Source organism: Streptomyces sp. NPDC060209 (genome assembly GCF_042728155.1).
GTDB lineage: Bacteria > Actinomycetota > Actinomycetes > Streptomycetales > Streptomycetaceae > Streptomyces.
This window is the reverse complement of sequence record NZ_JBHWZS010000105.1, coordinates 1-26,304: the sequence shown is the minus strand read 5'-3', so window position 1 is coordinate 26,304 and position 26,304 is coordinate 1. Positions and strand designations below refer to the sequence as shown.

The 26,304-nt window shown below is 71.2% G+C and carries 24 protein-coding genes; 13 read left to right on the top strand and 11 right to left on the bottom strand.

The annotated features are described in order from the left end of the window. Nucleotides 1–57: 57 nt before the first annotated feature. Nucleotides 58–633, bottom strand: a complete 576-nt coding sequence (locus tag ACFWFI_RS21055) for a TerD family protein (RefSeq protein WP_387392378.1) — start codon at nucleotides 631–633, stop codon at nucleotides 58–60. A 153-nt stretch (nucleotides 634–786) separates the two neighbouring features. Between ACFWFI_RS21055 and ACFWFI_RS21050 the strand changes: the two genes are divergently transcribed. Further along, a complete protein-coding gene (locus tag ACFWFI_RS21050; RefSeq protein WP_387392375.1) occupies nucleotides 787–1,248 on the top strand; it encodes a sec-independent translocase in 462 nt (153 codons plus the stop codon). A 79-nt stretch (nucleotides 1,249–1,327) separates the two neighbouring features. Here ACFWFI_RS21050 and tatA read toward each other — a convergent pair whose 3' ends face one another. Beyond that, on the bottom strand, nucleotides 1,328–1,600 hold the full coding sequence (gene tatA, locus ACFWFI_RS21045; RefSeq protein ID WP_387392372.1) for a Sec-independent protein translocase subunit TatA: 273 nt from the start codon (nucleotides 1,598–1,600) through the stop codon (nucleotides 1,328–1,330). Between the two features lie 151 nt (nucleotides 1,601–1,751). On the opposite strand from tatA, the gene ACFWFI_RS21040 reads away from it, so the two are divergent. After that, nucleotides 1,752–3,275: an LCP family protein gene (locus ACFWFI_RS21040; RefSeq protein WP_387392369.1), complete on the top strand. Its 1,524-nt coding sequence runs from the start codon at nucleotides 1,752–1,754 to the stop codon at nucleotides 3,273–3,275. Between the two features lie 28 nt (nucleotides 3,276–3,303). Here ACFWFI_RS21040 and mgtA read toward each other — a convergent pair whose 3' ends face one another. Both mgtA and ACFWFI_RS21030 read right to left on the bottom strand, forming a co-directional pair. Further along, complete coding sequence (mgtA, locus tag ACFWFI_RS21035) at nucleotides 3,304–5,949, bottom strand: magnesium-translocating P-type ATPase (RefSeq protein ID WP_387392366.1); 2,646 nt, start codon at nucleotides 5,947–5,949, stop codon at nucleotides 3,304–3,306. Further along, on the bottom strand, nucleotides 5,942–6,295 hold the full coding sequence (locus ACFWFI_RS21030) for an ArsR/SmtB family transcription factor (RefSeq protein WP_387392363.1): 354 nt from the start codon (nucleotides 6,293–6,295) through the stop codon (nucleotides 5,942–5,944). Before ACFWFI_RS21030 ends, mgtA begins: the two co-directional genes overlap by 8 nt. A 175-nt stretch (nucleotides 6,296–6,470) precedes the next feature. On the opposite strand from ACFWFI_RS21030, the gene ACFWFI_RS21025 reads away from it, so the two are divergent. The 7 genes from ACFWFI_RS21025 to ACFWFI_RS20995 all read left to right on the top strand — a co-directional run bounded on the left by ACFWFI_RS21025 (nucleotide 6,471) and on the right by ACFWFI_RS20995 (nucleotide 12,559). Then, nucleotides 6,471–7,355, top strand: a complete 885-nt coding sequence (locus ACFWFI_RS21025; RefSeq protein WP_387392360.1) for a HipA family kinase — start codon at nucleotides 6,471–6,473, stop codon at nucleotides 7,353–7,355. Further along, nucleotides 7,352–7,735, top strand: a complete 384-nt coding sequence (locus ACFWFI_RS21020; RefSeq protein WP_387392357.1) for a DUF3037 domain-containing protein — start codon at nucleotides 7,352–7,354, stop codon at nucleotides 7,733–7,735. Before ACFWFI_RS21025 ends, ACFWFI_RS21020 begins: the two co-directional genes overlap by 4 nt. A gap of 202 nt (nucleotides 7,736–7,937) precedes the next feature. Next, the gene (gene fabG / locus ACFWFI_RS21015) at nucleotides 7,938–8,699 is read left to right on the top strand and encodes a 3-oxoacyl-ACP reductase FabG (protein ID WP_033301180.1); all 762 of its coding nucleotides are present in this window, start codon (nucleotides 7,938–7,940) and stop codon (nucleotides 8,697–8,699) included. A gap of 22 nt (nucleotides 8,700–8,721) precedes the next feature. After that, nucleotides 8,722–9,477, top strand: a complete 756-nt coding sequence (locus tag ACFWFI_RS21010; RefSeq protein WP_387392354.1) for an SDR family oxidoreductase — start codon at nucleotides 8,722–8,724, stop codon at nucleotides 9,475–9,477. Nucleotides 9,478–9,596: 119 nt separating this feature from the next. Further along, the gene (locus ACFWFI_RS21005) at nucleotides 9,597–11,177 is read left to right on the top strand and encodes an ABC transporter substrate-binding protein (RefSeq protein WP_387392351.1); all 1,581 of its coding nucleotides are present in this window, start codon (nucleotides 9,597–9,599) and stop codon (nucleotides 11,175–11,177) included. Between the two features lie 91 nt (nucleotides 11,178–11,268). Next, on the top strand, nucleotides 11,269–11,988 hold the full coding sequence (locus tag ACFWFI_RS21000) for a uracil-DNA glycosylase (protein WP_387392348.1): 720 nt from the start codon (nucleotides 11,269–11,271) through the stop codon (nucleotides 11,986–11,988). Between the two features lie 76 nt (nucleotides 11,989–12,064). Next, nucleotides 12,065–12,559, top strand: coding sequence for a hypothetical protein (locus ACFWFI_RS20995; protein ID WP_387392345.1), 495 nt, complete (start codon nucleotides 12,065–12,067; stop codon nucleotides 12,557–12,559). A gap of 37 nt (nucleotides 12,560–12,596) precedes the next feature. Here ACFWFI_RS20995 and ACFWFI_RS20990 read toward each other — a convergent pair whose 3' ends face one another. Together ACFWFI_RS20990 and ACFWFI_RS20985 are read right to left on the bottom strand one after the other, a co-directional pair. Then, nucleotides 12,597–13,109, bottom strand: a complete 513-nt coding sequence (locus ACFWFI_RS20990) for a DinB family protein (protein ID WP_387392342.1) — start codon at nucleotides 13,107–13,109, stop codon at nucleotides 12,597–12,599. 41 nt (nucleotides 13,110–13,150) lie between these two features. After that, nucleotides 13,151–13,771 (bottom strand): TetR/AcrR family transcriptional regulator, encoded by a 621-nt coding sequence (locus ACFWFI_RS20985; RefSeq protein ID WP_387392339.1) that lies wholly within the window; start codon nucleotides 13,769–13,771, stop codon nucleotides 13,151–13,153. Between the two features lie 79 nt (nucleotides 13,772–13,850). On the opposite strand from ACFWFI_RS20985, the gene ACFWFI_RS20980 reads away from it, so the two are divergent. Together ACFWFI_RS20980 and ACFWFI_RS20975 are read left to right on the top strand one after the other, a co-directional pair. Continuing rightward, nucleotides 13,851–15,062: an FAD-dependent monooxygenase gene (locus ACFWFI_RS20980; RefSeq protein ID WP_387392337.1), complete on the top strand. Its 1,212-nt coding sequence runs from the start codon at nucleotides 13,851–13,853 to the stop codon at nucleotides 15,060–15,062. Nucleotides 15,063–15,095: 33 nt separating this feature from the next. Continuing rightward, on the top strand, nucleotides 15,096–16,001 hold the full coding sequence (locus ACFWFI_RS20975; protein ID WP_387392334.1) for a Gfo/Idh/MocA family protein: 906 nt from the start codon (nucleotides 15,096–15,098) through the stop codon (nucleotides 15,999–16,001). Here ACFWFI_RS20975 and lnt read toward each other — a convergent pair. From lnt to ACFWFI_RS20960, 3 genes are all read right to left on the bottom strand, one after another. Beyond that, the gene (gene lnt, locus ACFWFI_RS20970; RefSeq protein ID WP_387392331.1) at nucleotides 15,925–17,553 is read right to left on the bottom strand and encodes an apolipoprotein N-acyltransferase; all 1,629 of its coding nucleotides are present in this window, start codon (nucleotides 17,551–17,553) and stop codon (nucleotides 15,925–15,927) included. The two genes, ACFWFI_RS20975 and lnt, sit on opposite strands and share 77 nt — an antisense overlap. Nucleotides 17,554–17,668: 115 nt before the next feature. Further along, nucleotides 17,669–18,139 carry a nuclear transport factor 2 family protein gene (locus ACFWFI_RS20965; RefSeq protein WP_387392328.1) on the bottom strand — a complete coding sequence of 157 codons (471 nt, stop codon included), beginning with the start codon at nucleotides 18,137–18,139 and terminating at the stop codon, nucleotides 17,669–17,671. Between the two features lie 77 nt (nucleotides 18,140–18,216). Next, nucleotides 18,217–19,080: a universal stress protein gene (locus ACFWFI_RS20960; RefSeq protein WP_387392325.1), complete on the bottom strand. Its 864-nt coding sequence runs from the start codon at nucleotides 19,078–19,080 to the stop codon at nucleotides 18,217–18,219. A 217-nt stretch (nucleotides 19,081–19,297) separates the two neighbouring features. Here ACFWFI_RS20960 and ACFWFI_RS20955 point away from each other — a divergent pair, with 217 nt between their 5' ends. Then, entirely contained in the window at nucleotides 19,298–23,461 is a 4,164-nt protein-coding gene (locus ACFWFI_RS20955; protein ID WP_387392322.1) for a molybdopterin-dependent oxidoreductase, read from the top strand. Between the two features lie 2 nt (nucleotides 23,462–23,463). Here ACFWFI_RS20955 and ACFWFI_RS20950 read toward each other — a convergent pair whose 3' ends face one another. After that, the gene (locus tag ACFWFI_RS20950) at nucleotides 23,464–24,246 is read right to left on the bottom strand and encodes an SGNH/GDSL hydrolase family protein (RefSeq protein ID WP_387392319.1); all 783 of its coding nucleotides are present in this window, start codon (nucleotides 24,244–24,246) and stop codon (nucleotides 23,464–23,466) included. A 213-nt stretch (nucleotides 24,247–24,459) separates the two neighbouring features. Beyond that, on the bottom strand, nucleotides 24,460–25,710 hold the full coding sequence (locus ACFWFI_RS20945) for an MFS transporter (protein WP_387392316.1): 1,251 nt from the start codon (nucleotides 25,708–25,710) through the stop codon (nucleotides 24,460–24,462). Between the two features lie 84 nt (nucleotides 25,711–25,794). Between ACFWFI_RS20945 and ACFWFI_RS20940 the strand changes: the two genes are divergently transcribed. Next, nucleotides 25,795–26,121, top strand: coding sequence for an ArsR/SmtB family transcription factor (locus ACFWFI_RS20940; RefSeq protein ID WP_387392313.1), 327 nt, complete (start codon nucleotides 25,795–25,797; stop codon nucleotides 26,119–26,121). The last annotated feature ends 183 nt before the right edge of the window (nucleotides 26,122–26,304 follow it).

The window sequence follows — 26,304 nt, the reverse complement described above, 5'->3', positions numbered from 1 at the left end:
GGGTGCACCCCCGGGCCCGCTTCCGTCCGTTCGCCGGACGGTCGCCCGCGCGCGGCGTCAGATGTTGACGCCGAAGTCGGCGGCGATGCCCGCCAGGCCGGAGGCGTAGCCCTGGCCCACCGCGCGGAACTTCCACTCGCTGCCGTGACGGTAGAGCTCGCCGAAGACCATGGCGGTCTCGGTCGAGGCGTCCTCGCTCAGGTCGTAGCGGGCCAGCTCGACGTCGTCGGCACGGTTGACCACCCGGATGAAGGCGTTGCGGACCTGGCCGAAACTCTGCCCGCGCGCGGGCGCGTCATGGATGGAGACCGGGAAGACGATCTTCGTGACCTCGGCGGGCACGGACGCCAGGTCCACATTCACGGACTCGTCGTCGCCCTCGCCCTCACCGGTGAGATTGTCGCCGGTGTGCTGGACCGAACCGTCCGGGCTGGTCAGGTTGTTGTAGAAGACGAAGTGCCGGTCGGAGACGACCTTGCCGGCTTCGGTGCACAGCAGGGCGCTGGCGTCGAGGTCGTGATCGGCACCGGTGGTGGTGCGCACGTCCCAGCCGAGCCCGACCGTCACGGCGGTGAGGCCGGGGGCCTCCTTGCTGAGCGATACGTTGCCGCCCTTGGACAGGCTGACTCCCACGAGTGTTCCTCCATTGCTCTGGTCTGTGTCGTCATCCGGTCCAACGCCGGAGCAGCCACTATGGTTCCATCAATTGCGCAACTTTGAAACTATTGATGACGGCTGTGGCGGCCCTGGCGGTACGAGGGTCGCGGCGGCCCGGGAGGTGGCGGCGTGTTCTCCGATGTGGGATTTCTGGAACTGGTCACGCTCGTGATCCTCGCTCTCGTGCTGTTCGGCCCGGACAAGCTGCCCGAGGCGATCAGGACCGTGTCCGCGTTCGTCCGGAAGTTCCGGGAGTTCTCGGAGAGCGCGAAGCAGGAGGTCCGCACCGGACTGGGGCCGGAGTTCGAGGACTTCGAATTCGAGGACCTGAACCCTCGGACGTTCCTGCGCAAGCACGTGCTGGACGGTGACGGCCCGGAGCTCGACGGAATCCGTGGCGCTCTCGATCCACGGCAGGAGTTGAAGGAGGCCGTGGATGCGGTGCGGGACGCGGTCGACGTCCGGGCGGCCCGCGATTCCCCGTCGGGGCCGGCCGCCACGCCCGGTGCCGCGGCGGACCCGGTCTCCCTGCGGAAGGGAGGGGGCTTGGTGGCGGCCGGACGTCCTCCGATCGACCCCGACGCGACCTGACCCGCCGCAGGGTGCGGGGTGAGTCGCTCCGCTACGGCTTCGATGCGGCCGGCTCTTGATCTGCACCCGGGGTGCGCGTTCACCGGGTCGGGCCGCCGCCCTCCGGGGCGGACTGGTGGGCCGGGGTCGTGTCGCCGGGGGAGGTCTGTGCGGCCCGGGGTGCGGCCGGGTCGGCGGGGGTGGCGCCCTGCGTCGCGCCGTCCTCCTTCATCGCCTTCGTCTCGCTCTTGAGGATCCGCAGGGACTGGCCCAGTGCGCGCGCGGAGTCCGGCAGCTTCTTCGACCCGAACAGCACGATGACCACGATCGCCAGGATCATCAGGTGCCAGGGTTCCAGTCCGTTGCGGAGCATTGCCACCCCGTCCTTTCTCTCGCTGGTGTCGGCGTGCGCGACTCGGTGGGTGCGCACACACTTCAAAAATTGCTAGATTGCGCAACTGTACAAGCCTGGGGCGGGTTCAGTCGTCCCCTCCGCCGGAGCCGGACCGAATGAGGGCGCACAGATGGCAGGCAGTCACCGGGCCGCGACGACCACCCGCCGGGGCACCAGGGCCACAGCCTCGGGCCGGCGGTCCGGGCGCACCCGGATACGGACCGTCCTCGCCACCGCGGTGTCGCTGCTCGTGCTCGTGACGGCCGGTGCCGGCTGGGCGTATCTGAAGCTCAGCGGCGACATCGACACCTTCGGCGCGGACGGGATCTCCGACGACCGGCCCGCCGCCGCCTCGGACGGGCAGAACGTCCTGGTGATCGGTTCGGATGCCAGGACCGGCGGGAACAGCGCACTGGGCGGTGGCGACAGGAACGACATCGGCCGCTCCGACACCGCGTTCCTGCTGCATGTCTACGCCGACCGCCGGCACGCGGTCGCCGTGTCCATCCCCCGTGACACCCTGCTCGACATCCCGCCCTGCAAGCTTCCCGACGGCAGCTGGACCGGGACCAGGCACCAGGCCATGTTCAACGAGGCGTACACCGTGGGCAGTACGGCCGAGGGCAACCCCGCCTGCACCCAGAACACCGTCGAGAACCTGACCGGCCTGCGCGTCGACCACACCGTGGTGGTCGACTTCAAGGGCTTCTCGGCGCTGACCCAGGTCGTCGGCGGTGTGGAGGTGTGTGTGCCGCAGGACATCTACCAGAAGGACCTGAACCCGGGCCGCGCCACGCGTGGCAAGCGCCTCTTCACCCAGGGGGTGCAGACCGTCTCCGGCCAGAAGGCCCTGGACTACGTACGCGTCCGGCACGGCATGGGCGACGGCTCCGACATAGGCCGCATCAAACGGCAGCAGGCCTTCGTCGGCAGTCTGATCAAGAAGGTGAGGAGCGACGGGCTCACGCCCACGAAACTCCTGCCGCTCGCGGACGCGGCGACGACGTCCATGACCGTCGACCCCGGGCTCGGGTCTGCCGACAAGCTGGTCTCCTTCGCGATGTCGCTGAAGGACATCGATCTGAGCGACACCAGGTTCGTCACAGTCCCCTGGCGGTACGAGGGCGCACGCGTCGCGATCGTCGAGCCGGACGCCGGGGCGCTGTGGGCGGCTCTGAAGGCCGACCGCACCCTCGACGGCCAGGACGCCGGCGGCGGGACGGGCGGTGAGGAGAAGGACTCCGCACCCTCGCCGGACGCCGAGCGGATCCCGGGTGAGGACATCTCCGTCACCGTCCACAACGGCACCCGGGTCACCGGACTCGCCGCCCGTGCGGCGGCCGTCCTGGAGGAGGCGGGCGTCACCGTCACCGGCACGGCGACGGCGAGCAGCCAGAGCCACCGCACCACGGTGATCGAGTACGGCCCCGGCCGGAAGGGGGAGGCCGAGACCCTCGTCCGGCTCCTCGGCACCGGGGAACTCCGCTCCACCACCGGCGGCCTGGACGTGGTGCTCGGGCAGTCCTACGCGGACCGGGCGCCCGGCGCTCCTTCCGGCGAGGGGCCCCCGGCCCCCTCCGAGGTGCCGGCCGAGGTCGCCGAGGGTGCCCGCGCCGCGGACGAGGACCTCTGCGCCGAGCTCTCCTACGGATGACCTGGGCGCCGCGTGCCCGCGGACGCCCCTACCGCCCGGTGCCGGGCCTGTCGTAACGGGACCGGGCGACCGCCAGCGCCACCGTGTACAGCACGAGGACCGCGGCGAGCAGGGGGTAGTACAGGGGTGGCAGCGCGGTCATGCCCAGCAGCGGCCCGAGCGGGGAGAGCGGCAGCAGGACGCCGATGACGGCCAGGCCGGCGGCGGCCCACCGGACAGGGCTCGCGGTGCCGCCCTCGGCAGTGCGGCGGCCGGTGCGCAGCAGCAGCATCACCAGCGCCTGGGTGAGGAGGTTCTCGGTGAACCATCCGGAGTGGAAGGCGGCCTGACCGGAGCCGGCCGCGTCGTGCAGGGCGAGTGCGAGGACGCCGAAGGTCGCCAGGTCGGCGGCGGCGCCCAGCAGTCCGAAGCCGGTGATGAAGCGGAGGAAGTAGCGGGGCTGCAGCACCGTCGGAGTGCGGAGCGCGGCGGGGTGGAGGCGCTCGAAGGCGAAGGCGAGCTGCGCGGCGTCGAAGCACAGGTTCTGGACCAGGATCTGTGCCGGGAGCATCGGGAGGAAGGGCAGCATCAGGCCGGTCGCGAGCATCGCGATCACGTTGCCGAGGTTGGACGAGAGCGTGATCCGCAGGTAGGTGGCGATGTTCACGCTGCTGTGCCGCCCGGAGGTGATCGCGTGGGCGATGGCCGTGAGGTCCTTGTCGGCCAGGACCACGTCGGCGCTCTCACGGGCGACGTCCACTGCGTCGCGCGGACAGATACCGACATCGGCCGCGTGGAGTGCGGGCAGGTCGTTGACGCCGTCGCCGAGGAACCCCGTGGTGTGCCCGTCGGCGCGCAGCACGGAGATGATCCGGGCCTTGTGCTCGGGAGCGCAGCGCGCGAAGACGGTGGTGCGGCGGGCGAGGTCCGCGAGCTCCCCGTCCGTCAGGCCATCGACGGTGTCGGCGGCGAGGACGACGCCCGGGTCGAGCCCGAGATCCCCGCAGGCGCGGGCCGCCGTGCCCGGGTGGTCACCCGTGAGGATCTTGACGGTGACGCCCCGGTCCGCGAAGACCTTCAGTGCGTCTGCCGCGGTCGGCGCGAGCGCGTCGCGCAGGGCGACGAAGCCGACGAGAGTGAGGCCGCGCTCGTCGGCCGGGGTGTAGCCGCGGTTCCGGGCCTGCCGTTCGGCAGTGGCGACCGCGAGGAGCCTCAGACCGTCCCGGGCCTCCCGCGCGGCGAGGGCGAGCAGCCGGGTCCGCTCGTCCTGGTCGAGCGCGCAGCGCTCGAGCACGTCCTCCGCGGCGCCCTTGACGACCAGCGTGTGGAGACCGAGGCGGCCGGGGAGGCGTACGACCGCGGTGGAGAGGCGCCGTACCGGATCGAAGGGCAGCGCGGCCACGCCTTCGTATCCCAGCGGCTCGTCCCCCTCGACGGCGTCCAGGATCGCCTCGTCCAGGGCGTCCGGGGCGGGCAGGTCGGCGAGCTGGAGCGTCCACCAGGCATTGACGCCGGCCCAGTGCAGCACCTCGGGATCCGGACGGCCCCACACGTCCAGCGCGTGGTGCAGGACCGGCCGGTCCTGGGTGAGGGTGCCCGTCTTGTCGAGGCACAGCACATCGACCGCGCCGAGATCGTGAAGTGCGGGGAGCCGCTTGACGATCACCCTGTGGTCACGGGCGAGGAGGGTCGCCCCACGGGCCAGGGCAGTGGTGACGATGACCGGCAGCATCTCCGGGGTGAGCCCGACGGCGACCGCCACCGCGAACGGCAGCGTCTCGAAGCCCCGGCCGCGCAGCGCCGCGTTGGCCATGAGCACCAGCGGCGGGGTCAGCAGCATGAAGCGGATGAGGACCCAGGAGATCCCGTGCACGGACCGGTCGAACGCGCTGGCCACGCGTTGCCCGGGGCCGCTCTGGGTGGCGGCGAAGCGGGTGTGCGCACCGGTCGAGACGACGACGGCGGTACCGCTGCCCGATGCGACGCTGCTGCCCTGGAAGCACAGTTCCGGCCGCTCGAACAGTCCGCCCCCCGGCTCCGGCGCGTCGACGGGGTGCCTGGCCACCGGTGCGGACTCGCCCGTCAGCGGCGCCTGGTGCACCGTGAGGCCGCTCGACCGAAGGAGCCGCACGTCGGCGGGGACCAGGTCACCGGGACCGAGGCGGATCACATCACCCGGTACCAACTCGTCGACCGGGATCTCCCGTGACCGGGGTGCCCCGTCCTCGGCCGTGCGCCGCAGCACGGTCGCCGTGGTCGCCACCAGCTTCCGCAGGGCGGCCACGGACCGGTCGGCCCGGCGCTCCCCGCCCGCGCGCAGGACGCAGCTGACCACCACCAGGGAGAGGATCACGCTTGCGGTGCCCCAGGCCGCCACGGTGGCAGACACCAGTCCGAGACACAGCAGCACCGCGGTGAACGGATCCCGCAGGCTTCCCGCGAGGCGGCGGGTCCAGGAGGCCGTACGCCATGACGGCACCGTGTTCCCGCCGAACCGGGCGAGCCGCTCCTCGGCCTCCGCCTCGACGAGCCCGCGGGGCCCGCTGTCCAGACGCCGCAGCACCTGGAGGGAGGTCAACTCGGGGCTGGGCGGCAGTCCGTCGCCGGGCCGGAGGTCCGTGCCCACCGGCTGACGCGCCCACTGCTCCCCGGGACCCACAGGATCGGTACCGCCGGCCGCTGCGGTCTCAGGCACCGAGGTCACGGAGGCGGGGGGCCGAGGCGTGCGCGGCACGGTCGGTCAGCTGGCCGATCATCAGCCGCACCACTGTCACCACGTCGGCGTCGTCGACGAAATAGACCTGTCGTCGTCCCTCCCGCCGGGAGCGTACGAGGCCGGCGAGTTTCAGCTTCGTCAGATGCTGGCTCACCGCGGGCAGAGCTCCGCCCACGCGCTGGGCGAGTCCGCTCACATCGCTCTCGCCCTCCGCCAGGGCCCACACGATGTGCAGGCGCGGTGGCGACGCCAGCAGCCCGAACGCCGCGGCCGCGTCCGCCAGCACCTCGGCGGGCGGATCGTCGGAGTGCCCTGCTGCCACCATCGCTCTCCCGTCGGGCCTGGGCCGCGCTGTCGGGCCCGAAGGTTCTCAAGTGTAGGGGCCGTGCGGTATCCCGGACCCGCCGCTCCCGAGCCGCCCGGCGGCGACCGCCCGGTCGGTGGCGGCTGTGTGGCGTTCCGTGGATCGCGAGGCGCCAGGGCCCGTATAGCCTGACGAAATGCTCACCGAAGTCACCGCGACCCGCTACGTCACGCCCCTGCGTGAGGGCGGCTCGCTCCCCGGGATCGTCGAGGCCGACGACCTCGGCACGTACGTCATGAAGTTCACCGGAGCGGGACAGGGCCGCAAGACCCTGGTCGCGGAGGTCATCTGCGGGGAGCTCGGCCGGAGGCTCGGGCTGCGGGTGCCGGAGCTGGTGACCATCCAGCTCGACCCCGTGATCGGACTCGCCGAGCCGGACCAGGAGGTGCAGGAGCTCCTCAAGGCGAGCGGCGGGCTGAATCTCGGCATGGACTACCTGCCCGGCTCGCTCGGGTTCGACCCGCTCGCCTATCAGGTGGATCCGGCGGAGGCCGGAAAGGTCGTCTGGTTCGATGCGCTGATCAACAACGTGGACCGGTCGTGGCGGAACCCCAACATGCTGGTCTGGCACGGTGACCTCTGGCTGATCGACCACGGGGCCACCATGATCTGGCACCACAACTGGCCGGGCTCACAGGCCTCCGCGGCGAAGCCGTACAACGCCTCCGACCACGTCCTCGCACCGTTCGGCCCCGACATCGAGGCCGCCGCCGCCGAGCTCGCCCCGCTCGTCACCGAGGAACTGCTCACCGAAGTGGCCGCCGAGGTGCCGGACGAGTGGCTGGCCGGCGAGCCGGGCTTCGAGACGACGGACCTGCTTCGGCGGGCTTACGTGGAGCCGCTGCTGGCGCGTGCCGGAAGCATCCACGAGCGCATCTCCATGGGGGAGCCCACCAAGAAGCAGCCCTCCCGGGCCCCCGGCTGGCTCGCCGAGCGTCTGACTCCGCGGCCGCACCCCACGAAGACGGATCCTGCCGCCCGGGCGGACGCCGGACAGAACAGCAAGGACAGCGGCCGATGAGCAAGCGCGACGTCTTCGAGTACGCGGTCCTGCGCGTCGTGCCCCGGGTCGAGCGCGGTGAGTGCTTCAACGCGGGTGTGCTGGTCTACTGCCGGGCGAAGTCCTTCGTCGCCGCGCGCACGCACCTGGACGAGCACAAGCTCAAGGCCCTGGACCCGCATGCCGACGTAGTGGGTGTACGGGCTGCCCTGCGCGCGGTCGAGGGGGTCTGCGGCGGCGGCGAAGCGGCGGGACAGGCGGCCGGTGACGACCCGGGGCGGCGCTTTCGCTGGCTGATCGCGCCGCGCTCCACGGTCGTCCAGCCGGGCACCGTGCACAGCGGGCTCACCATGGACCCCGAGGCCGAGATCGAACGGCTGCTCGACCTGCTGGTGCGCTGATTCCGGTGACGGCGGCGCCGCCCGCGACGTACGCGGCCGCGGCGCCGTCCGGTGTGACATGCGCCCATGCCCCCGTGGGCCGTTGACACCGGGTGCCAGGGCTTCTAGCGTCTCGTCTGCTGAAGGTACTAAGCGGTTGCTCAGTTATCGGGAACTTCCTGACGTCCGCTGAGCCGCGATCCAAGGGCGAGGAGAACCAAGCATGTCCACCACCGAGCAGCGCGTCGCCATCGTGACGGGAGCGGCACGGGGCATCGGCGCCGCCACCGCCGTACGCCTGGCGGCCGAGGGCCGCGCCGTCGCCGTACTCGACCTCGACGAGGCGGCGTGCAAGGACACGGTCGAGAAGATCACCGCCGCCGGGGGCAAGGCCCTCGCCGTCGGCTGCGATGTGTCGGACAGCGCCCAGGTGGAGGCCGCCGTCGCGCGCGTGGCCGCCGAGCTCGGCGCACCGACGATCCTCGTCAACAACGCGGGTGTGCTCCGTGACAACCTGCTCTTCAAGATGAGCGAGTCCGACTGGGACCTCGTGATGAACGTCCACCTCAAGGGCGCGTTCCTCATGGCCAAGGCCGTCCAGTCGCACATGGTGGAGGCCAAGTTCGGCCGCATCGTCTCGCTCTCGTCCTCCTCGGCACTGGGCAACCGGGGTCAGGCCAACTACTCCGCCGTCAAGGCGGGCCTCCAGGGCTTCACCAAGACGCTCGCCAAGGAGCTCGGCAAGTTCGGTGTGACGGCCAACGCCGTCGCCCCCGGCTTCATCGTCACCGAGATGACCGCCCAGACGGCGGCGCGCGTCGGTATGGGCTTCGAGGAGTTCCAGGCCGCCGCCGCGACGCAGATCCCGGTCCAGCGCGTTGGTCACCCCGAGGACATCGCCAACGCCATCGCCTTCTTCACGGGCGAGGACGCGGGCTTCGTGTCCGGCCAGGTCATGTACGTAGCCGGCGGACCGCTCAACTGACCCCGGAAGGGCAACGGACAACATGACTGTGCAGGACAGTGGCAAGGTCGCGCTCATCACGGGCGCGAGCCGGGGGATCGGCTACGGCATCGCGGAGGCGCTCGTCGCCCGGGGTGACCGGGTCGTCATCACGGGCCGTGGCGAGGACGCCCTGAAGGAGGCCGTCGAGAAGCTCGGCGCCGACCGGGCGGTCGGCATCGCGGGCAAGGCGCACGACGAGGCGCACCAGGCCGCGGCCGTCGAGCGTGCCATGGAGGCGTTCGGCCGGGTCGACTACCTGGTCAACAACGCGGGTACGAACCCCGTCTTCGGACCGATGGCGGAGCTCGACCTCAACGTCGCCCGCAAGGTCTACGAGACCAATGTGATCTCGGCGCTCGGGTTCGCCCAGCAGACCTGGAAGGCGTGGCAGAGGGAGAACGGCGGGGCGATCGTCAACATCGCCTCGGTCGCGGGCGTTTCCGCGTCCCCCTTCATCGGCGCCTACGGCATGAGCAAGGCCGCCATGGTCAACCTGACCCTCCAGCTGGCGCACGAGTTCGCTCCGGTCGTGCGGGTCAACGCGATCGCCCCGGCCGTGGTGAAGACCAAGTTCGCGGAGGCGCTCTACGAGGGGCGTGAGGCCGAGGCCGCGGCCGCCTACCCGCTGGGCCGGCTCGGTGTTCCGCAGGACATCGGCGGTGCGGCGGCGTTCCTCACCTCCGAGCAGTCCGACTGGATCACGGGGCAGACACTCGTGGTCGACGGCGGTATTTTCCTGAACGCGGGCGTGGCCTGAGAGAGGCCTGCGCCAGTTTGGGCCTGATTGACGCAAGTGCCCCGCCGGGTCAGCGGATTGTCCTGGTGGGGCGCTGCGGTATGGTCTGCCGACCCCAAGGCCGATCGAGGAGCGTGCACGTGTTCTACCGGGCCAGTCTGCAGGCCTCTGCAGCCCTTGCTTCCCTTTCCCTGCTGGCCGGCTGCGGTCTGTTGTCCGACAGCAGTTCGGAAGCGGAACAGCAGATATCGGTCGGAACGACGAGCTCGCCCTCGACCCTCGATCCGGCGGCGGCGTGGGACGGTTCCTGGGAGCTGATGAGGAACGTCTTCCAGACCCTGGTGAGCTTCCCCACCGGCAGTACCAGCCCCGAGCCCGACGCGGCGGAGGAATGCAGGTTCACGGACGCCACGAGCATGGCGTACCGGTGCACCCTGCGTTCGGGCCTGAAGTTCTCCAACGGGGAGAAGATCGACGCCGAGGCCGTGAAGTACTCCATCGACCGGATCACGAAGATCAAGGTCAAGGGCGGCCCCGCCGGCCTCCTGGGATCTCTCGACCGGGTGGAGACCAAGGGCGACGACACGGTCATCTTCCACCTCGCCAAGGCGGACGCGACCTTCCCGTTCATCCTGGCCACTCCCGCGATGTCCATCGTCCCTCCCGGTGAGTACCCGGCGGACAGCATCCGCGACGACGGCAAGGTCACCGGTTCGGGACCGTACGTCCTGAATTCGTACGAGCCGGGCAAGCAGGCCGAACTGGCCAAGAACCCCAGCTACAAGGGGTTCGCCGACCGGAAGAACGACGCGGTCACGATCCGCTACTTCGAGGACTCCGCCCCCATGGTGGAGGCGCTGAAGAACAAGGAGATCGACGCCACCTACCGCGGCCTGACCGCCGAGGAGGTCATCGGTCTCGAGGACAACAAGAAGGACAACGACGGCCTGCAGATCGTCGAGTCGGTCGGTGCCGACATCCGCTTCCTCGTCTTCAACCCCAAGGACCCGGCCGCGGGAAAGCTCGCCGTCCGGCAGGCCATCGCCCAGCTGGTGAACCGCGACGCCCTCGTCGCCAAGGTCTACCGGGGCACCGCCGAACCGCTCTACTCCATGGTCCCGAAGGGCATCGCGGGGCACGCCACCAGCTTCTTCGACTCCTACGGCGACCCGGATGTCGCCAAGGCCAGGGCGCTGCTCTCCGGGGCGGGAATCACCGAGCCGGTCAAGATGACCTTCTGGTACACGACGGACCGCTACGGCTCCTCCACCGCACCCGAGTTCGCCGAGCTGAAGCGCCAGCTCGAAGCGTCCGGCCTCTTCCGGATCACGCTGAAGAGCGCTCCGTGGAAGTCCTTCCAGGAAGGCTTCAACAAGGGCGAATACCCGGTCTTCGGGCGTGGCTGGTTCCCCGACTTCCCGGACCCGGACAACTTCATCGCCCCCTTCGTGGGCCAGGACAGCGTCACCGGCACCCCGTATCTGACCGACGAGATCACCCAGGAGCTGCTGCCGACCTCCCGCAAGGAGAGCGACCGCGGTGCCGTCTCCGATCAGTTCAAGCGGGCCCAGGAGATCCTCGTCAAGGACGTGCGTCTGCTGCCCCTGTGGCAGGGCAAGCTCTATGTGGCCGCGGGTGAGGACATCGGCGGCGGCGAGCGCGCGCTCGACCCCCAGACGGTCATGCAGATGTGGGAGCTGTACCGCAAGACCAGCTGGTAGGGAGCGCGGCGGCAGGCTCGGCGGGTCCGTTGTCAGTGGTCCCCGGTAGGTTCTGTGGTCAAGAACCGATTGCTTACCGGAGGTTGTGGACGTGACCGACACCGACCTGCTGCCCGAGTCCTGGCGCGGCGTCCTCGGCGAAGAGCTGCAGAAGCCCTACTTCAAGGAGCTCACGGATTTCGTCGAGGAGGAGCGGGCCAGGGGGCCGGTGTATCCGCCGCGCGAGCAGGTCTTCGCCGCGCTGGAGGCCACGCCGTACGACCGGGTGAAGGTGCTCATCCTCGGCCAGGACCCGTACCACGGCGAGGGCCAGGGCCACGGCCTGTGCTTCTCGGTCCGGCCGGGCGTCAAGACGCCGCCCTCGCTGCGCAACATCTACAAGGAGATGAACGACGAGCTCGGCCTGCCGGTCCCGGACAACGGATATCTGATGCCGTGGGCCGAGCAGGGTGTCCTGCTGCTCAACGCGGTGCTGACGGTCCGCGGCGGCGAGGCGAATTCCCACAAGGCCAAGGGCTGGGAGAAGGTCACCGACGCGGTGATCCGCGCGGTGGCCGAGCGACCCGACCCGGCCGTCTTCGTCCTCTGGGGCAACTACGCCCAGAAGAAGATCCCGCTGATCGACCAGGACCGCCATGTGGTGGTCAAGGGTGCGCACCCCTCGCCGCTCTCCGCCAAGAAGTGGTTCGGCTCCCGCCCCTTCACCCAGATCAACGATGCCGTGGCCGCGCAGGGTCACGAGCCGATCGACTGGCGGATCCCGGACCTGGGCCTGCCGGCGACCCGGTCGAAGGCCGGGGCCCGCGCCTGAGCGGGATTGCCCGTGGCTGCGGCTAGCGTCTGAGTGACCGAAACAGGCCGGGCGGTGACCAGGGGAGATCTCTGCAGTGGAGCAGCGGGAAGTGTCGGGGGACGCCGTCATGACCAGGATCGGACAGGCGATCATGCTGCTCCACGCCGGGGACAGGGAAGAGGCCCGCAACCGGTTCGGGATCATCTGGTCCGAGATCGGTGAGTGCGGCGATGCCCTGCACCTCTGCACCCTCGCCCACTACATGGCCGGCACCCAGGACGATCCCGGGGACGAGCTGGCCTGGGACCTCCGGGCACTGACGGCAGCGGAAGGCCTGACCGGGGAGGTGGTCACGGACCCGGACGCGGAGCACAGGGACACACCCGCCGTGCGGGCCCTCGTCCCTTCGCTGCATCTCAATCTGGCGGGGGACTATCTGAAGCTGCAGCGCTTCGAGGCCGCCCGGACCCACCTGGACCGGGCCTGGGAGGCCGTCGGGGTCCTGGAGGACGACGGCTACGGCGGAGGGGTCCGAGCCGCCATCGGGCGCATGGAGCAGCGCATGCGGGGGAGCGCGCCCGGCGAGTGACGCGGCCGGCACCCCGCGGGATGCCCTGCCGCGTCACTCACGCGCCGGTCGCGCCGTCGATCCGTTCCCGTACGAGGTCGGCGTGGCCGTTGTGCCGCGCGTACTCCTCGATCATGTGCGTGTAGATCCAGCGGAGGCTGAAGGGCTTGCCCCGCTTGCCCACGCCGACGGACAGGTCGTCGAGCCCGACCTTCGCGGCGTTGGCCCGGGCCGCCTCGATCTCCGCCAGCCAGGTGGTCCTGGCCTCTTCCCAGGTGTCCTCCTCGGTGAGATGGAACTCCCCGTCCGGGTCCTCGTCAGTCCCGTAGATGGGCGGCAGTTCCTCACCGGCCAGCACCTCGCGGAACCATCCGCGCTCGTTCTCGGCCAGGTGCCGCACGAGGCCGAGCAGGGTGAATTCCGACGGGGGCACGGACGCCTCCCGCAGCTGGGCGTCGGTGAGGCCCGCGCACTTCATGGCCAGGGTCTCGCGATGGTAGTCCAGCCACCCCTCCAGCATCGTGCGCTCGGCGGCGTCGATGGCGGGCACGGACCGTTCGTCTGTCGTCATGGGGGCCATCGTCGCGCATCGATGATCAACGGCGCCACGGTTCAGCCGGTCCCGGTCCCGAGCATTCCCCGCAGCAGTTCGGCGCAGCCGGTGCGCAGTTGGGCCTCGGTCGGTACGGCCCGGCGGTAGGACCCCACGGCGCACGCGAACATCATCCCCTCCGCCCACGCCACGAGCGACAGCGCGTGACGTTCCGGCTCGGAAGACCCCGCGGCGGCCATCAGCGCGACCAGCGGTTCGCGGAACCGCCTGCCCGCCTCGTCGTAGAACACCCGGAGCCCGGGGCGCCTGGTGGCCTCCAGAGCCAGCTCGTAGCGGCACACCAGAAGTTCCGTGCTGCCGGTCAGATATCGGTGCAGCGCGTGTGCGAGCCCCGCGGCCATCAGGTCCGGACCGCCGCCCGCGGGCAGTTCCCCCGGGGCGAGCACCCGGCCTTCGAGCTCCGCGAGCCGGCGCACGGCGGCTTCCAGCAAGGCCTCCCGGGTGCGGGCGTGGTTCGACGTCGAACCCTGGGGAAGCCCGGCCCGCTCGTCCACGGCCCGGTGGGTGAGGCCCCTCATGCCGCGTTCCGCGAGGAGTGCGAGCGCGGCGTCGGCGATCAGCTCGGAGCGGGACTGCCTGGGCGGCGGGGCGCCGCCTGCGGGTGTGGAGCGTGTGGGCATGAGGTCAATCTACCGCTGTCACTACACCTGTAGTACGGTGAGGTTGTTACTACAGGTGTAGTGCCAAGGAGGATCGGTCATGGCGACATCCCTAGCGGTGGTCATCGGCAGCGGGATCGGGGGACTCACAGCCGCCGCAGCGCTGCACCGGAGCGGTTGGCAGGTCACCGTGCTGGAGCGCGCCGCCTCACTCGAACCCGTCGGCGCGGGCATCAGCCTCGCCCCCAACTCCCAGCGCGCCCTCGACGTCATCGGGCTCGGGGACGAGGTCAGGTCCCTCGCCGCCTGGCAGGGCGACGGGGGGATGCGTACGCCGTCCGGGCGCTGGCTCGCCCGTACGGACAGCGCCGCCGCGGCCGAGCGGTTCGGCGGGCCGCTGGTCCTGCTGCACAGGGCCGCGCTCATCGACCTGCTCCGCGCCCGGATCCCCGAGTCCGCCGTGCACACCGGCACACCGGCGCAGCTTGTCGCGCCGGGCCGCGCGGACGGCCGCCGGGCCGTGGTCAGGACACCCTCCGGGGACATCGAGGCCGATCTGGTGGTCGGTGCCGACGGCATCGGCTCCGAGGTGCGCACCACGCTCTTCCCGCGCCATCCCGGTCCCTCGTACAGCGGCTTCACCACCTGGCGCGTCATCTCCCCGGGACTCGGCCACACCTTCAGTTCGCACGAGACCTGGGGCCGCGGCGCGCTGTGGGGCAGCCACCCCCTGAAGGACGGCGGGATCTACGCCTACGCCGCGGCGGCCGTCCCGGCGGGAGCACGGGCCGCCGACGACGAGAAGGCGGAGCTGCTTCGCAGGTACGGCGACTGGCACGACCCGATCCCCGGGATCATCGCCTCGGTCGAGCCGGACCAGGTACTGCGCCACGACGTGTACCAGCTGGCGGCTCCGCTGCCCTCCTTCCACCAGGGCCGCACCGTGCTCGTCGGTGACTCCGCGCACGCCATGGTGCCCTTCCTCGGCCAGGGCGGTAATCAGGCCATCGAGGACGCCGTCGTGCTCGCCCACCACGTCGCACCGGACGGTGACCTGGGCGCGGGCCTGGCCGCCTACAGTGCGGCCAGGTTGCCCCGCACGACGGCGATGGTCCGCAAGGCGGCGCAGGTCTCCCGCATGACCAGGCTGTCCGGAGCGCCGGCTGTCGCCCTGCGGAACGGCCTGATGTCGGCGGTCTCCCGGCTCGGCCCGGGTCTTGTCCTGCGGACCTTCGACGGCATCTGCGACTGGCAGCCGCCGCAGCGCACGTATGCTGCCGGGACCAGGGAAGGGCAGAGCACGCGACCGTGACAAGGCCCTGGTCAAGGCGACAGGGAGAACCTCGTGAAGGTCGGCTGCATCGGGCTCGGAGACATCGCGCAGAAGGCGTATCTGCCGGTACTGACGACCCTGCCCGGCGTCGAGCTGCATCTGCAGACCCGCACCCCGGCCACGCTCGAAGCCGTGGCCGCGGCCCACCGGATCCCGGCGGCGCGGTGCCACGAAGATCTCGATTCCCTCCTGGCCCAAGGGCTGGACGCCGCCTTCGTGCACGCGCCGACCGCCGCGCACGGCGAGATCGCCGGCCGGCTGCTCGAAGCGGGCGTCCCCACCTACGTCGACAAGCCGCTCTCGTACGAGATCGCCGAGTCCGAGCGGCTGGTGGCCCTCGCCGAGGAGCGCGGTGTCTCACTCGCCGTCGGATTCAACCGCAGGCTTGCCCCGTCGTACGCGCAGTGCGCCGAGCACCCGCGCGAGCTGATCCTCCTGCAGAAGAACCGGGTGGGGCTGCCCGAGGACCCGCGCACCATGGTGCTGGACGACTTCATCCATGTCGTCGACACCTTGCGCTTCCTGGTCCCCGGCCCGGTGTCCAACGTGGTCGTGCGGGCTCGGATCGCCGACGGGCTCATGCACCATGTGGTGCTCCAGCTGTCCGGCGACGGATTCACCGCGATCGGGATGATGAACCGGCTCAACGGATCGACGGAGGAGATCCTCGAGGTCTCGGGGCAGGACACCAAGCGGCAGGTCCTCAACCTCGCGGACGTCGTCGACCACAAGGGGCAGCCGACCCTGCGGCGCCGCGGCGACTGGGTACCGGTCGCCCGACAGCGCGGGATCGAGCAGAGCGTCCTGCTTTTCCTGGACGCGGTGCGGTCCGGAGAGGTGCTCAGCGCCCAGGACGCTCTGGAGACCCACCGGCTGTGCGAGCGGGTGGTACGGGACGCGTCGGAGCAGGCGTCCTGAAGGACCGCAGCCCCACCGTGCCGAGGAAGACGGCCAGCACCGCCAGCGCGCCGTAAACGGGCCAGGCGCCCAGCCGGACGTAGAGAGTGGTGCCCTGGGCAAGCGGTACGTCGTACACGGCGGCCTCGCTCGCGTCCGTACCGAGCGGTGCTCCCACCCGTTCGCCGAGCGGGCCGTGCACCGCGCTCACGCCCGTGAGCGTGGCGTGCACCATCGGACGGCCCGCCTCCGCCGCCCGCAGCGCCCCGAGCGAGGCGTGCTGCGCGGGGGCCCAGCTGTGCTGGAACGTCGAGGTGGACGACTGGGCGACCAGCAGCTGGGCTCCGTCCTTCGTCAGCTGCCGGCTCATGTCGGGGAACGCCGACTCGAAGCACACCAGAGGGCCCACCCGCAGCCCGTCCGGCAGGTCCATAACCACGGGGCCGCTGCCACGCAGCCGGTCCTCGCCCGCCGCCTTGCCCACCGAGGTCGCCCAGCCGAGCAACGCGCGGGCCGGGACGTACTCGCCGAACGGCACCAGGCGCATCTTGTCGTAGCGGTCCCCCGTCGGGCCGTCCGGGCCCACCAGCACCGCGGACTTGAAGATCCCGATGCGGTCGGGGCCGTCCGCGCGCCGGGCGTCCATGTTGACCAGCACATCGGCCCCGACCAGACGCGACAGAGCCGCGACGCGGTCCGCCGTCGCCCGGCTCCGGGACAGGTCGACGCCCACACTGCTTTCGCCCCACACCACCAGGTCCACGTCCTGGCCCGCCAGGGCGCGGGTCAGTTCCTCGCCCCGCGCGAAGCGCCGGTCGATGCTGCCCGGGCCCTCGACGACGCCCGGCTGCACAACGGCGATCCGGGTCGTACCGGCCGCCTCGGGCCGCGGCGCCCAGATGGCCGTCGCGCCCACGCCGACCGCGCCCGTCACCAGACACGCGGTCGCGGCCGTGCGGGCCGCCGGTACGGCCAGCAGCAGCGCGACCGCTGTGTTCACGGCCACCACACCCAGACTGACCAGCCACACGCCTCCCACCGAGGCGACGCGCAGCGCCGGTGCGACGTCCCACTGGCTTGCGCCCAGCAGCCCCCACGGGCCGCCGAGCCCCTCCCAGGAGCGGACCAGTTCGATCATCAGCCACCCGGAGGGCACCACGGCCACAGCGGCCACGGAGCGGCGGACGGACGGCGAGCCCCCGAGAAGCCGGGCCACGAGCAGGCCCCAGGGAGCCCAGAGCAGTCCTAGCAGAGCGGCGAGCACCACGATGAACACATGAAGACTCGGCATCAGCCAGTGGTGCACGGCGAGCATGAAGCCCATGCCGCCGAGCCAGCCGTCGACCGCCGCACGGTGCCCTGTCTCCGCCGACCGGATCAGCAGCAGCCAGGGCACCAGGGCGACGTAGGCCATCCACCAGAGCGAGGGCGCGGGAAACGCCAGGGCCGGCAGAGCGCCCGCGCACAGAGCGGCGGCGCCACGCCCGGTACGGGAACGCAGCAGCCTCTCGTACGGCCGTGCGCCGCCTTCGTCCGCCCGCCCGGCGCGAAGCCGCCCGCCCCACATCGGCATGCATCTCCTCCTCGCCGGTCCTGTGCTTGATCCCAGTGTGGTGCAGAAGATCAGCAGCGCACAGGGGGCGTGCCGCGGTCACCCGGGGCGCCCGTGCGCGGTCACCGGCCGTGGATCAGCCGGCCGCGGCCCCGGGGGCGTACCGCCATTTCCGCTGCGCCGTGACGTTCCGGATCCGCCAGCCCTGGTCCGTGCGCCGCAGCTCGAAGACGTAGCGGCCACCGGTGACCAGGGCCGGAGCCGTCTCACCGTCCCAGGCTTCCGGGCCCGTCGGGCTGAGGTAGTCGGCCCGCACCTGCGCCAGGTCACCGGGATAGCCGCCCAGATCCTGGAGGTCGAGGCGCCGGTTGACGATCAGATGCTGGCGGGCGGGGAAGAGCGCGAGGCTCTCCGCCAGCCACCGTACGGCCTCGGCGGCAGGCCCCTCCGCCCCGCCCGCACCGCGGTAGTCGGCGCGCCCGTCCGGTGTGAACAGTGCGCCGTAGTCCTCCCAGGCGCCGTCGTCCACCGCCACGGCGTAATCGGTGATCACTGCATCGATGGAGAGCCGGTCCATCACCGTCGCGAGAGCCACGCGCTGTGTCATCGCCCAAGTCTCGGTCGTCGGGGGCGGCAGGCCAAGAGCCGCGCACGCCCGTGACCCGGACGGGGCGGCCGGTGGTGTCAGGTGGGGACGACGGCCACCGGACCGAGAGCGTGCGTCACCGTCGTCTGCGCGACCGGGGAGAGGCCGAGCCCGAGGGACTCTCCGCCCTTGCGCCGTCCGACCACGGTCAGTGCGGCGGTGGCCGAGGCCGTGACCAGAGTGCGCGACGCCGAGCCCCGTACAGGCTCGCGCACGACGTCCACCTGCGGGTACTTCTCGCGCAGGCCCGCGGTGAGTTCGGCGAGGGCCCGCTCCGCAGAGTCCGCCGCCGCCTCGCTGTCGAAGACGGGGCCGCCGGACAGCATGGACGAGAACATCGTCCACCCGTGCACGAGCCGCAGCCGTCCGCCCGGTCTGGAGGCGGCGGCCTCGAAGGCGAAATCGAGGACCGTTCCGCTGCTCTCGTCCGCGGCGACCCCCGCGACGACGTCCGGGAAGCTGTCCGCCGGCTCGGCCTCGCTCTCGTCCGTCCGGCCGGTGTGGACGACGACGACCGGGCATTGGGCCATCGAGGCGGTGGCCAGGCTGTTGGAACCGGTCATCAGCGAGCGGAATCCGCCGAGACCACGGGATCCGACGACCACCATCGAGGCGTCACGGCTGAGTGAGGTCAGCGCCGCCGAGGGGAAGTCCAGCGGGGCAAGCGTCGAGGTGGGCAGCTCAGGAGCGAGCCGGGAGGTCCGCAGAACGGCCTGCGCGAGCAGCTCCTCGGCCTCCCGCAGCCCTCTCTCCTCCTCCGTACGCCGGGTGGGCGGCCGGACATGCACGATCAGCAGGGGCAGACCGCTGCGCACAGCTTCACCGGCGGCCCAGTCGAGCGCCTCCCAGCTGTGCGCGGAACCGTCCACCGCGGCGATCACGGGAAGGTCGTCGGCGGTCATGCGGGCCTCCAGGGCTGTCGGAGAACTCCCGGGCCGGGGCGGGGCCGCCCCGACTCGCGATTATGACCCGATAGTGTGCCGGAGGCCCGGCGGGCCTCACCGGCGTACGCGGACGACTGTGCAGGGGACGTAACCACGCTTGATCGTCCGGCGTGACACACGGGAAACGGACGTTTCGTACTGTCGCGACATCAGCGTCCCCCATGAAAGGCCGCCCATGACCGTGCCGAATCCGCAGCCGGACACTCCCGCCCAGGTGCGGACGGTCTGCTCGTACTGCGGTGTCGGCTGCGGGATGCTCCTCGACATCGGCAGGGGCCCCGACGGGCGGCGTACGGTCCTGAAGGCCACGGGCGACAAGGCGCACCCCGCGAACGGCGGGCGGCTCTGCACCAAGGGGGCGACGAGCGCCGAGATGCTGGCCGCCCCCGGCAGGCTGACGACGCCCCTGGTGCGGGCGGACCGCAGCGAGGAGCCCGCACCGCTGCCCATGGAGACCGCGGTCAAGGAGACCGCGCGGCGGCTCCGCGCGATCGTGGACGAGCACGGGCCCGACGCGCTGGCCCTCTACGTCTCCGGGCAGATGACGCTGGAGGCGCAGTACCTCGCCAACAAGCTGGCCAAGGGCTTCGTCCGCACGAGCTGGATCGAGTCCAACTCCCGGCTCTGCATGGCCAGCGCGGGCAGCGGCTACAAGCTCTCGCTGGGCGCCGACGGCCCGCCCGGCTCGTACGAGGACTTCGAGCACGCCGACACCTTCTTCGTCATCGGCTCGAACATGGCGGACTGCCACCCCATCCTCTTCCTCCGTCTCATGGAGCGGGTGAAGGCCGGCGCGAAACTCATCGTGGTCGACCCCCGGCGCAACGCCACCGCCGACAAGGCCGATCTGTTCCTGCAGATACGCCCGGGCACTGACCTGGCTCTGCTCAACGGCCTCATGCACCTCCTCGTCGAGAACGGCCACACCGACCCGGAGTTCATCGCCGAGCACACCGAGGGCTGGGAGGCCATGCCCGGCTTCCTGCGGGACTACCCGCCCGCCGCGGTCGCGGAGATCACCGGCATCCCGGAGGCGGACATCCGCCTCGCCGCCCGCTGGATCGGTGAGGCGGGCGAGTGGATGAGCTGCTGGACCATGGGCCTCAACCAGAGCACGCACGGCACCTGGAACACCAACGCCCTGATCAATCTGCATCTGGCCACCGGAGCCATCTGCCGCCCGGGCAGCGGCCCCTTCTCGCTCACGGGCCAGCCCAACGCCATGGGCGGCCGGGAGATGGGCTACATGGGCCCGGGCCTCCCCGGCCAGCGCGCACTGCAGTCCGACGACGACCGCGCCTACGTCGAGGAGCTGTGGGGCGTCGAGCCGGGGACCCTGCGCACGGACGCGGCGGGCATCGGGACCGTCGACATGTTCCGGCGCATGTCGGACGGCGGGATCAAGGCCTGCTGGATCATCTGCACCAACCCCGTGGCATCCGTGGCCAACCGCCGGACCGTCATCGAAGGGCTCGAAGCGGCGGAGTTCGTCGTCACCCAGGACGTGTTCGCCGACACCGAGACCAACGCGTACGCCGATGTCGCCCTGCCCGCCGCGCTGTGGGGCGAGGCAGAGGGCGTGATGATCAACTCGGAGCGGAATCTCACGCTCGGCAGGCAGGCCGCCGATCCGCCGGGGGAGGCGTGGCCGGACTGGCGGATCATCGCGCGCATCGCCTGCGAGATGGGGTACGAGGACGCCTTCGCCTACAGCAGCGCCGAGGAGGTCTTCGAGGAGATCAAGCGGGCACACAATCCGAAGACCGGATACGACCTGCGCGGAGTCACCTACGAACGGCTGCGCCGGACCCCCGTCCAGTGGCCCAGCGCCGCCCCGGACGGGCCGGACCGCAACCCGGTCCGCTACCTCAACGACGGCGTCAGCCAGACCCTCGCCGTACGCCCCGACGGGAGCGTGCCCCGGCTGGCCTTCCCCACGGCGAGTGGCCGTGCGGTGTTCTTCGGCCGCCCGCACATGCCCGCCGCCGAGATGCCCGACGACGACTTCCCCTTCGTGCTCAACACCGGCCGCCTCCAGCACCAGTGGCACACCCTGACGAAGACCGGGAAGGTCGCCAAGCTCAACAGGCTGAACCCCGGTCCCTTCGTGGAGATCAACCCGCAGGACGCGGCAGCCCTCTCGATCTCGGACGGCGACTCGATCGAGGTCGCCTCACGGCGCGGCCGGGCCGTGCTGCCCGCTGTCGTGACCGACCGGGTGCGGCCGGGGGACTGCTTCGCGCCGTTCCACTGGAACGATCTCTTCGGCGAGTACCTCAGCGTCAACGCCGTCACCAACGACGCCGTCGACCCGGTGTCCTTCCAGCCCGAATTCAAGCTCTGCGCCGTGACGTTGGTGAAGGTCTCAGCCGTCGTACCGGCCGTCACCCCGGCGCCCGCCGATGCCTCCGTCCCGGCAGCCGTGGACGTCGCAGCCCCCGTCGCAGCACTCGCCGGGGTGTTCGGGATCGCGGACACGGCCCCGCCCGTACTGGCGGAACACGAGCGGCGCTACCTGTCAGGATTCCTCGCGGGACTCGGGACCCGGTCCGCCGGCACCCCCGTACTTCCGGCTCACGCGCCGTTCGAGCCGGACCACGCACTGTGGGTCAACGGGGTCCTGGCCGGGATGTTCTCCCGCGTGCCCGGCGATGCCGCAGGACGCCCGGAACCCTTGGGGACGGCGCAGGCACCGGACACCGAATCCGGCAGGCAGCTCGTGGTCCTGTGGGCGTCGCAGACCGGAAACGCGGAGGAGGTCGCCTCGGCCGCAGCCCGGCGGCTGACCGCCGGAGGGCGCAAGGCGACCCTCATCGGGATGGACGACAGCCCTCTGGAGAGCCTCCCGCGCACAGCCGATCTGCTCGTCGTCACCAGTACGTTCGGCGACGGCGACGCCCCGGACAACGGCTCCGGATTCTGGGAGTCGCTCAACGCGCCCGACACGCCCCGGCTGGACGGAGTGCGCTATGCCGTACTGGCCCTCGGGGACTCCTCGTACGACGACTTCTGCGGGCACGGCAGGCGGCTCGACGAGCGCTTCGGTGAACTGGGCGCCGTCCGGCTCGTCCCTCGCACGGACTGCGAACCGGACTACGAGGAGCCGGCCGGGCAGTGGCTCGACGAGGTGTTCGCCGCGCTGGGCGCCCCGGCCGCCCCCGTCGAAGCGTCCCCCCTCGTCGATCCCACCGCCCCCGCCGCTCCGTCCTTCGCGGCCCGCTCCGACCGCACAGCGACCGGCCGCCTCGTGGGCAACAAGCTGCTCAGCCTTCCCGGCGCCACCAAGGAAGTACGTCAGTTCACCTTCGACACGCAGGACAGCCCCGTACCGCTCGTGTACGAGGCGGGGGACGCACTCGGTGTGGAAGCACTCAACTGCCCCGGTCTCGTCGCGGAATGGCTCGCCGTCACCGGACTGGACCCCGCGGACCCCGTCGCCGTGCCCGGCGCCGGGTCCGTGCCCCTGGGCGAGGCTCTCCACCGCCACCTCGACATCGCCCGGATCACTCCTGGGCTGCTCCGCCTGGTCGCGGAACGCACCCACGACCGCACCCTCAAGAAGCTGCTTCGTCCCGACAACAAGGGCGAACTCGCGCAGTGGACCTGGGGCCGGCAGGCCGTCGACGTCATCGCCGAACACTCCGCCCGCGCCACCGCGGCCGAGTGGACCGGGGCACTCACGCGCCTGCGGCCGAGGCTGTACTCCATATCCTCCAGTCCGCTCACCGACCCCGGCCTGGTGCGTCTCACCGTCTCCGTCGTCCGCTACGAGAACCGGCACGGCGCCGTCCGCAAGGGAGTGGCCTCCACATTCCTCGCCGACGCGGAAGCGGGCAGCCCCGTCCCCCTCTTCGTCCAGCGCGCCCCGCACTTCCGTCCGCCGGCCGACCCGGCCACCCCCACGATCATGGTCGGCCCCGGCACAGGAGTGGCCCCGTTCGTCGGATTCCTCGACGAACGGCGGGCCCTCGGCCACCGCGCCGCCAACTGGCTGTTCTTCGGCGAGCAGCGCGAAGCCACCGACTTCTACTACCGCGACGAACTCGACTCCCTGCGTCGCGACGGCACCCTCACCCGGCTGGACACGGCCTTCTCCCGCGACCAGCGGGCCAAGATCTACGTGCAGGACCGGATGCGGGAGCACGGGGCCCAGCTGTGGTCCTGGCTCCAGGAAGGCGCCCACTTCTACGTCTGCGGCGACGCCTCCCGGATGGCCAAGGACGTGGACCGGGCGCTGCGGGACATAGCCGTGGCCCACGGCGGACTCCAGGAGGACGCCGCCGCCGTGTACGTCAAACAGCTGGGCGCGGACAAGCGGTACGTCCGCGACGTGTACTGACTTCAGTTCCCCGACACGGCCGCGCTGAAGGCCGGGAGGTACGCGGACTCGTGGCCCTCGGCCGTCGGGTGGACGTTCGTGCTGCTGATCCACGCGGCGCTCGTGCAGATCTCGTGCCCCGCGAAGGCCGGCCGGCCGTCCGCGAAGGCGAACCCGGCGGCCTCCGCACGGTCCGCGATCGTCTCGTTGAGCAGATCGGAACCCTGGTTGACGGCCGTGCGCTTGGCGGAGCTGAGCCCACCGAGGCAGAGGCCGCCCTCCTTGTAGAGGTGCGGGTATCCGATGACGACGACCTCGGCGTGGGGCGCCCGGGCACGGACGGTCGCGTAGAGGCCGTCCAGCTCGCCCGGCAGCTCCGTCACGACGTAGTCCCCGGCCGTCCTCAGGGCCCGTTCGCAGGCCGACTGCGTGGAGTACTGACAGCTGAGCATGGTCGAGGCGAATCCGGAGTCGTTGCCCCCGATGCTCAGGCTGATCAGGGTGGTGTCCTCGTCCAGCTCGCCCACCTGGTCGCTGAGCACATCGGGGATCTTCGCACCGCCGCAGGCGACGAAGGCGAACGAGGCCGGGTCGTTGGCGTCGGCCCAGAGGGCGGGGTAGGCGTTGCGGCTCCGCGTGCACGCGACGTCGGAGTAGCTGCCGGCGCCGGTGCCGGAAGCGTACGAGTCGCCGAGGGCCACGTAGTTCACGTCGGCTGCCTCCGGGGCGGCTGCCGCCGTGGACATGGTGACCGAGGCGATTGCGAGGGCCAGCAGTGCGGCACCGGCGGTACGGGGCATAGGCATGGGGTTCTCCGTGGTGTGGGAGGGAACGCGGCCGGTGCACGGCTGCCGCGTGACACCGACGGCCGTGACCACGCCCAACCTCCCGCCCCCGCGCCCGCGCGTCATCGGTGAAATGACTGACTCCCGGACGATCTGCCGGGCGAACTTCCGGACTGGCGCCAGGACATGCCCCCGATTCTGCCGCCGCCCACGACCGCACTCGACGCTCGCCGGTCAGTCGACCTTGCTCGCCTCTCGCACCCCCGCCGCCGGCGTCCGCGTCACCTCGAAAAGCTCTCCGCGACGCCTCAGCACCAGCTCCACGACCACGGCGGACAGGCAGAGAAGCGCCGCGAGCACAGAGAAGACGGGGAAGATCGCGGTGTCGCTCCAGAGGGTCGCGCCGATGCCCACGAGGAGCGTGGGCGTGATGAGCGCGCCGTACGCGAGCAGATAGAACGTCGACATGACGGCCCCGCGGTGCTCGGCTGGGATGTGTGCGGTCAGGTGGCGCAGGGAGCCGCCGAAGGCCAGTCCGTAGGCACCGCCCTGGAGTGCGACGGTGACGATGATGACGACGGCGTTGCCGGTCGCGAAGCCGCCCACCCCGGCCAGCATGAGCACGGCGAGCGCCGTGTCACCGACGAGCGCGACCGTGCGGGCCGGGAAGCGACCACTGACGACTTGCGCGAAGGCGGCGGCGAGGGTCACGGCCGCGATGACGACGCCACCGAAGAACGGCCCGTCGATGTCGGCGGCGTGGGAGGCGATCGAGGGTTCCAGCGAGAAACAGACCCCTAGCACGGCCCAGGCGGCGCCGGCACCGATCGCGGCGAAGACGAAGCGCCCGCGGATCTCCTTGGGCACGTGCGGGCGCGGGACCCGCAGGGGCGCGGTACCGGCCGAGGGGTGCGGCTCACGCATCACGACGAGGAGGACGAGCAGGACGAGGGCGATGAGCGCGTCGGCGAGATAGGGCAGGAGCAGGGGGTGGAAGTGGGTCTGGGCGAGGGCCGCGGTGCCGAGCGCCGCGGCGGCGATGCCCACGTTGAACGCGATGGCGGTGAGCGTCCCGCTCCGCGCCGCCCGCTCCGGGCTCACGTCCAGCAGAGCGGCCCCTCCGACGACGACTATCGCGCCGATTCCCGCACCGTTGAGCATCCGGGCCACGACGAGATACCCGGGCCCTGCGGCGAAGACGAAGACGGCGAGCCCGGCAAGCAGCAGGAGGACGGCGACGAGGAGCACGGGCCGGCGGCCGTACCGGTCGGACAGGGCCCCGGAGACAAGGATCGCGATGACCGCCACTGCCCCGTACGCGGCGAAGACGACCGTGGTCAAAATGGGCGGGTAGTCCCACTTCTCGGCGTACACGGAGTAGAGCGGTGAGGGGATGGCGGAGGTCGCCTGCCCGAGCATGAGGAGGACGAGGAGGGTCGCGTAGCTCCATGACTGGGGGCGGCGGTCCCGGGAGAGTACCTGCACAAGGACTCCTGGTAAGTTTGATCCAGATCGTACTTCGAGGATGCTAGGGAGAAGTACGATGCTCGTCAAACTTGGAGTTGTCGGATGCCGTCCTGGGAGACCCCACCGGACCAGTTGCCGCCCGTCGGCAGCGTTCAGAAACTGCTGCGCGCCCTCGCGGACCCCGTACGCCTGGAAATGGTCCGCCGTCTGGCGACGCACCCCGCCGCCGAAGCCCCTTGCTCGGAGCTCTATGAGGCCTTGAGCAAATCCACCGCGACGCACCACTTCAAGATCCTGGTGGAGGCGGGCGTCCTTCACCCGGTCATGGTCGGCCCCTCCCGCGGTCACCGCCTCCGTCGTACCGCCCTGCAGAAAGCGGTGCCAGGCCTGCTGGACGCGCTGATGGGGGCTCTGGCGCGAGAGGGCTGACGGGGTTTGGGGGTTCCGCGCATTCCGGGTGGGACGGTGGCCGACTGGGGGTGACTGGCGCCGAGGCGGTGGCCTGCCGGGGCGGTACCGCGCGGGGCGTGTGGCCCTGCGGCGCGGCGCTTGTCATCGGCGCCCGCGCCGCCGCACGCGAGGCTGCTGGTGGCGCGCCGTGGTGGCCGACGG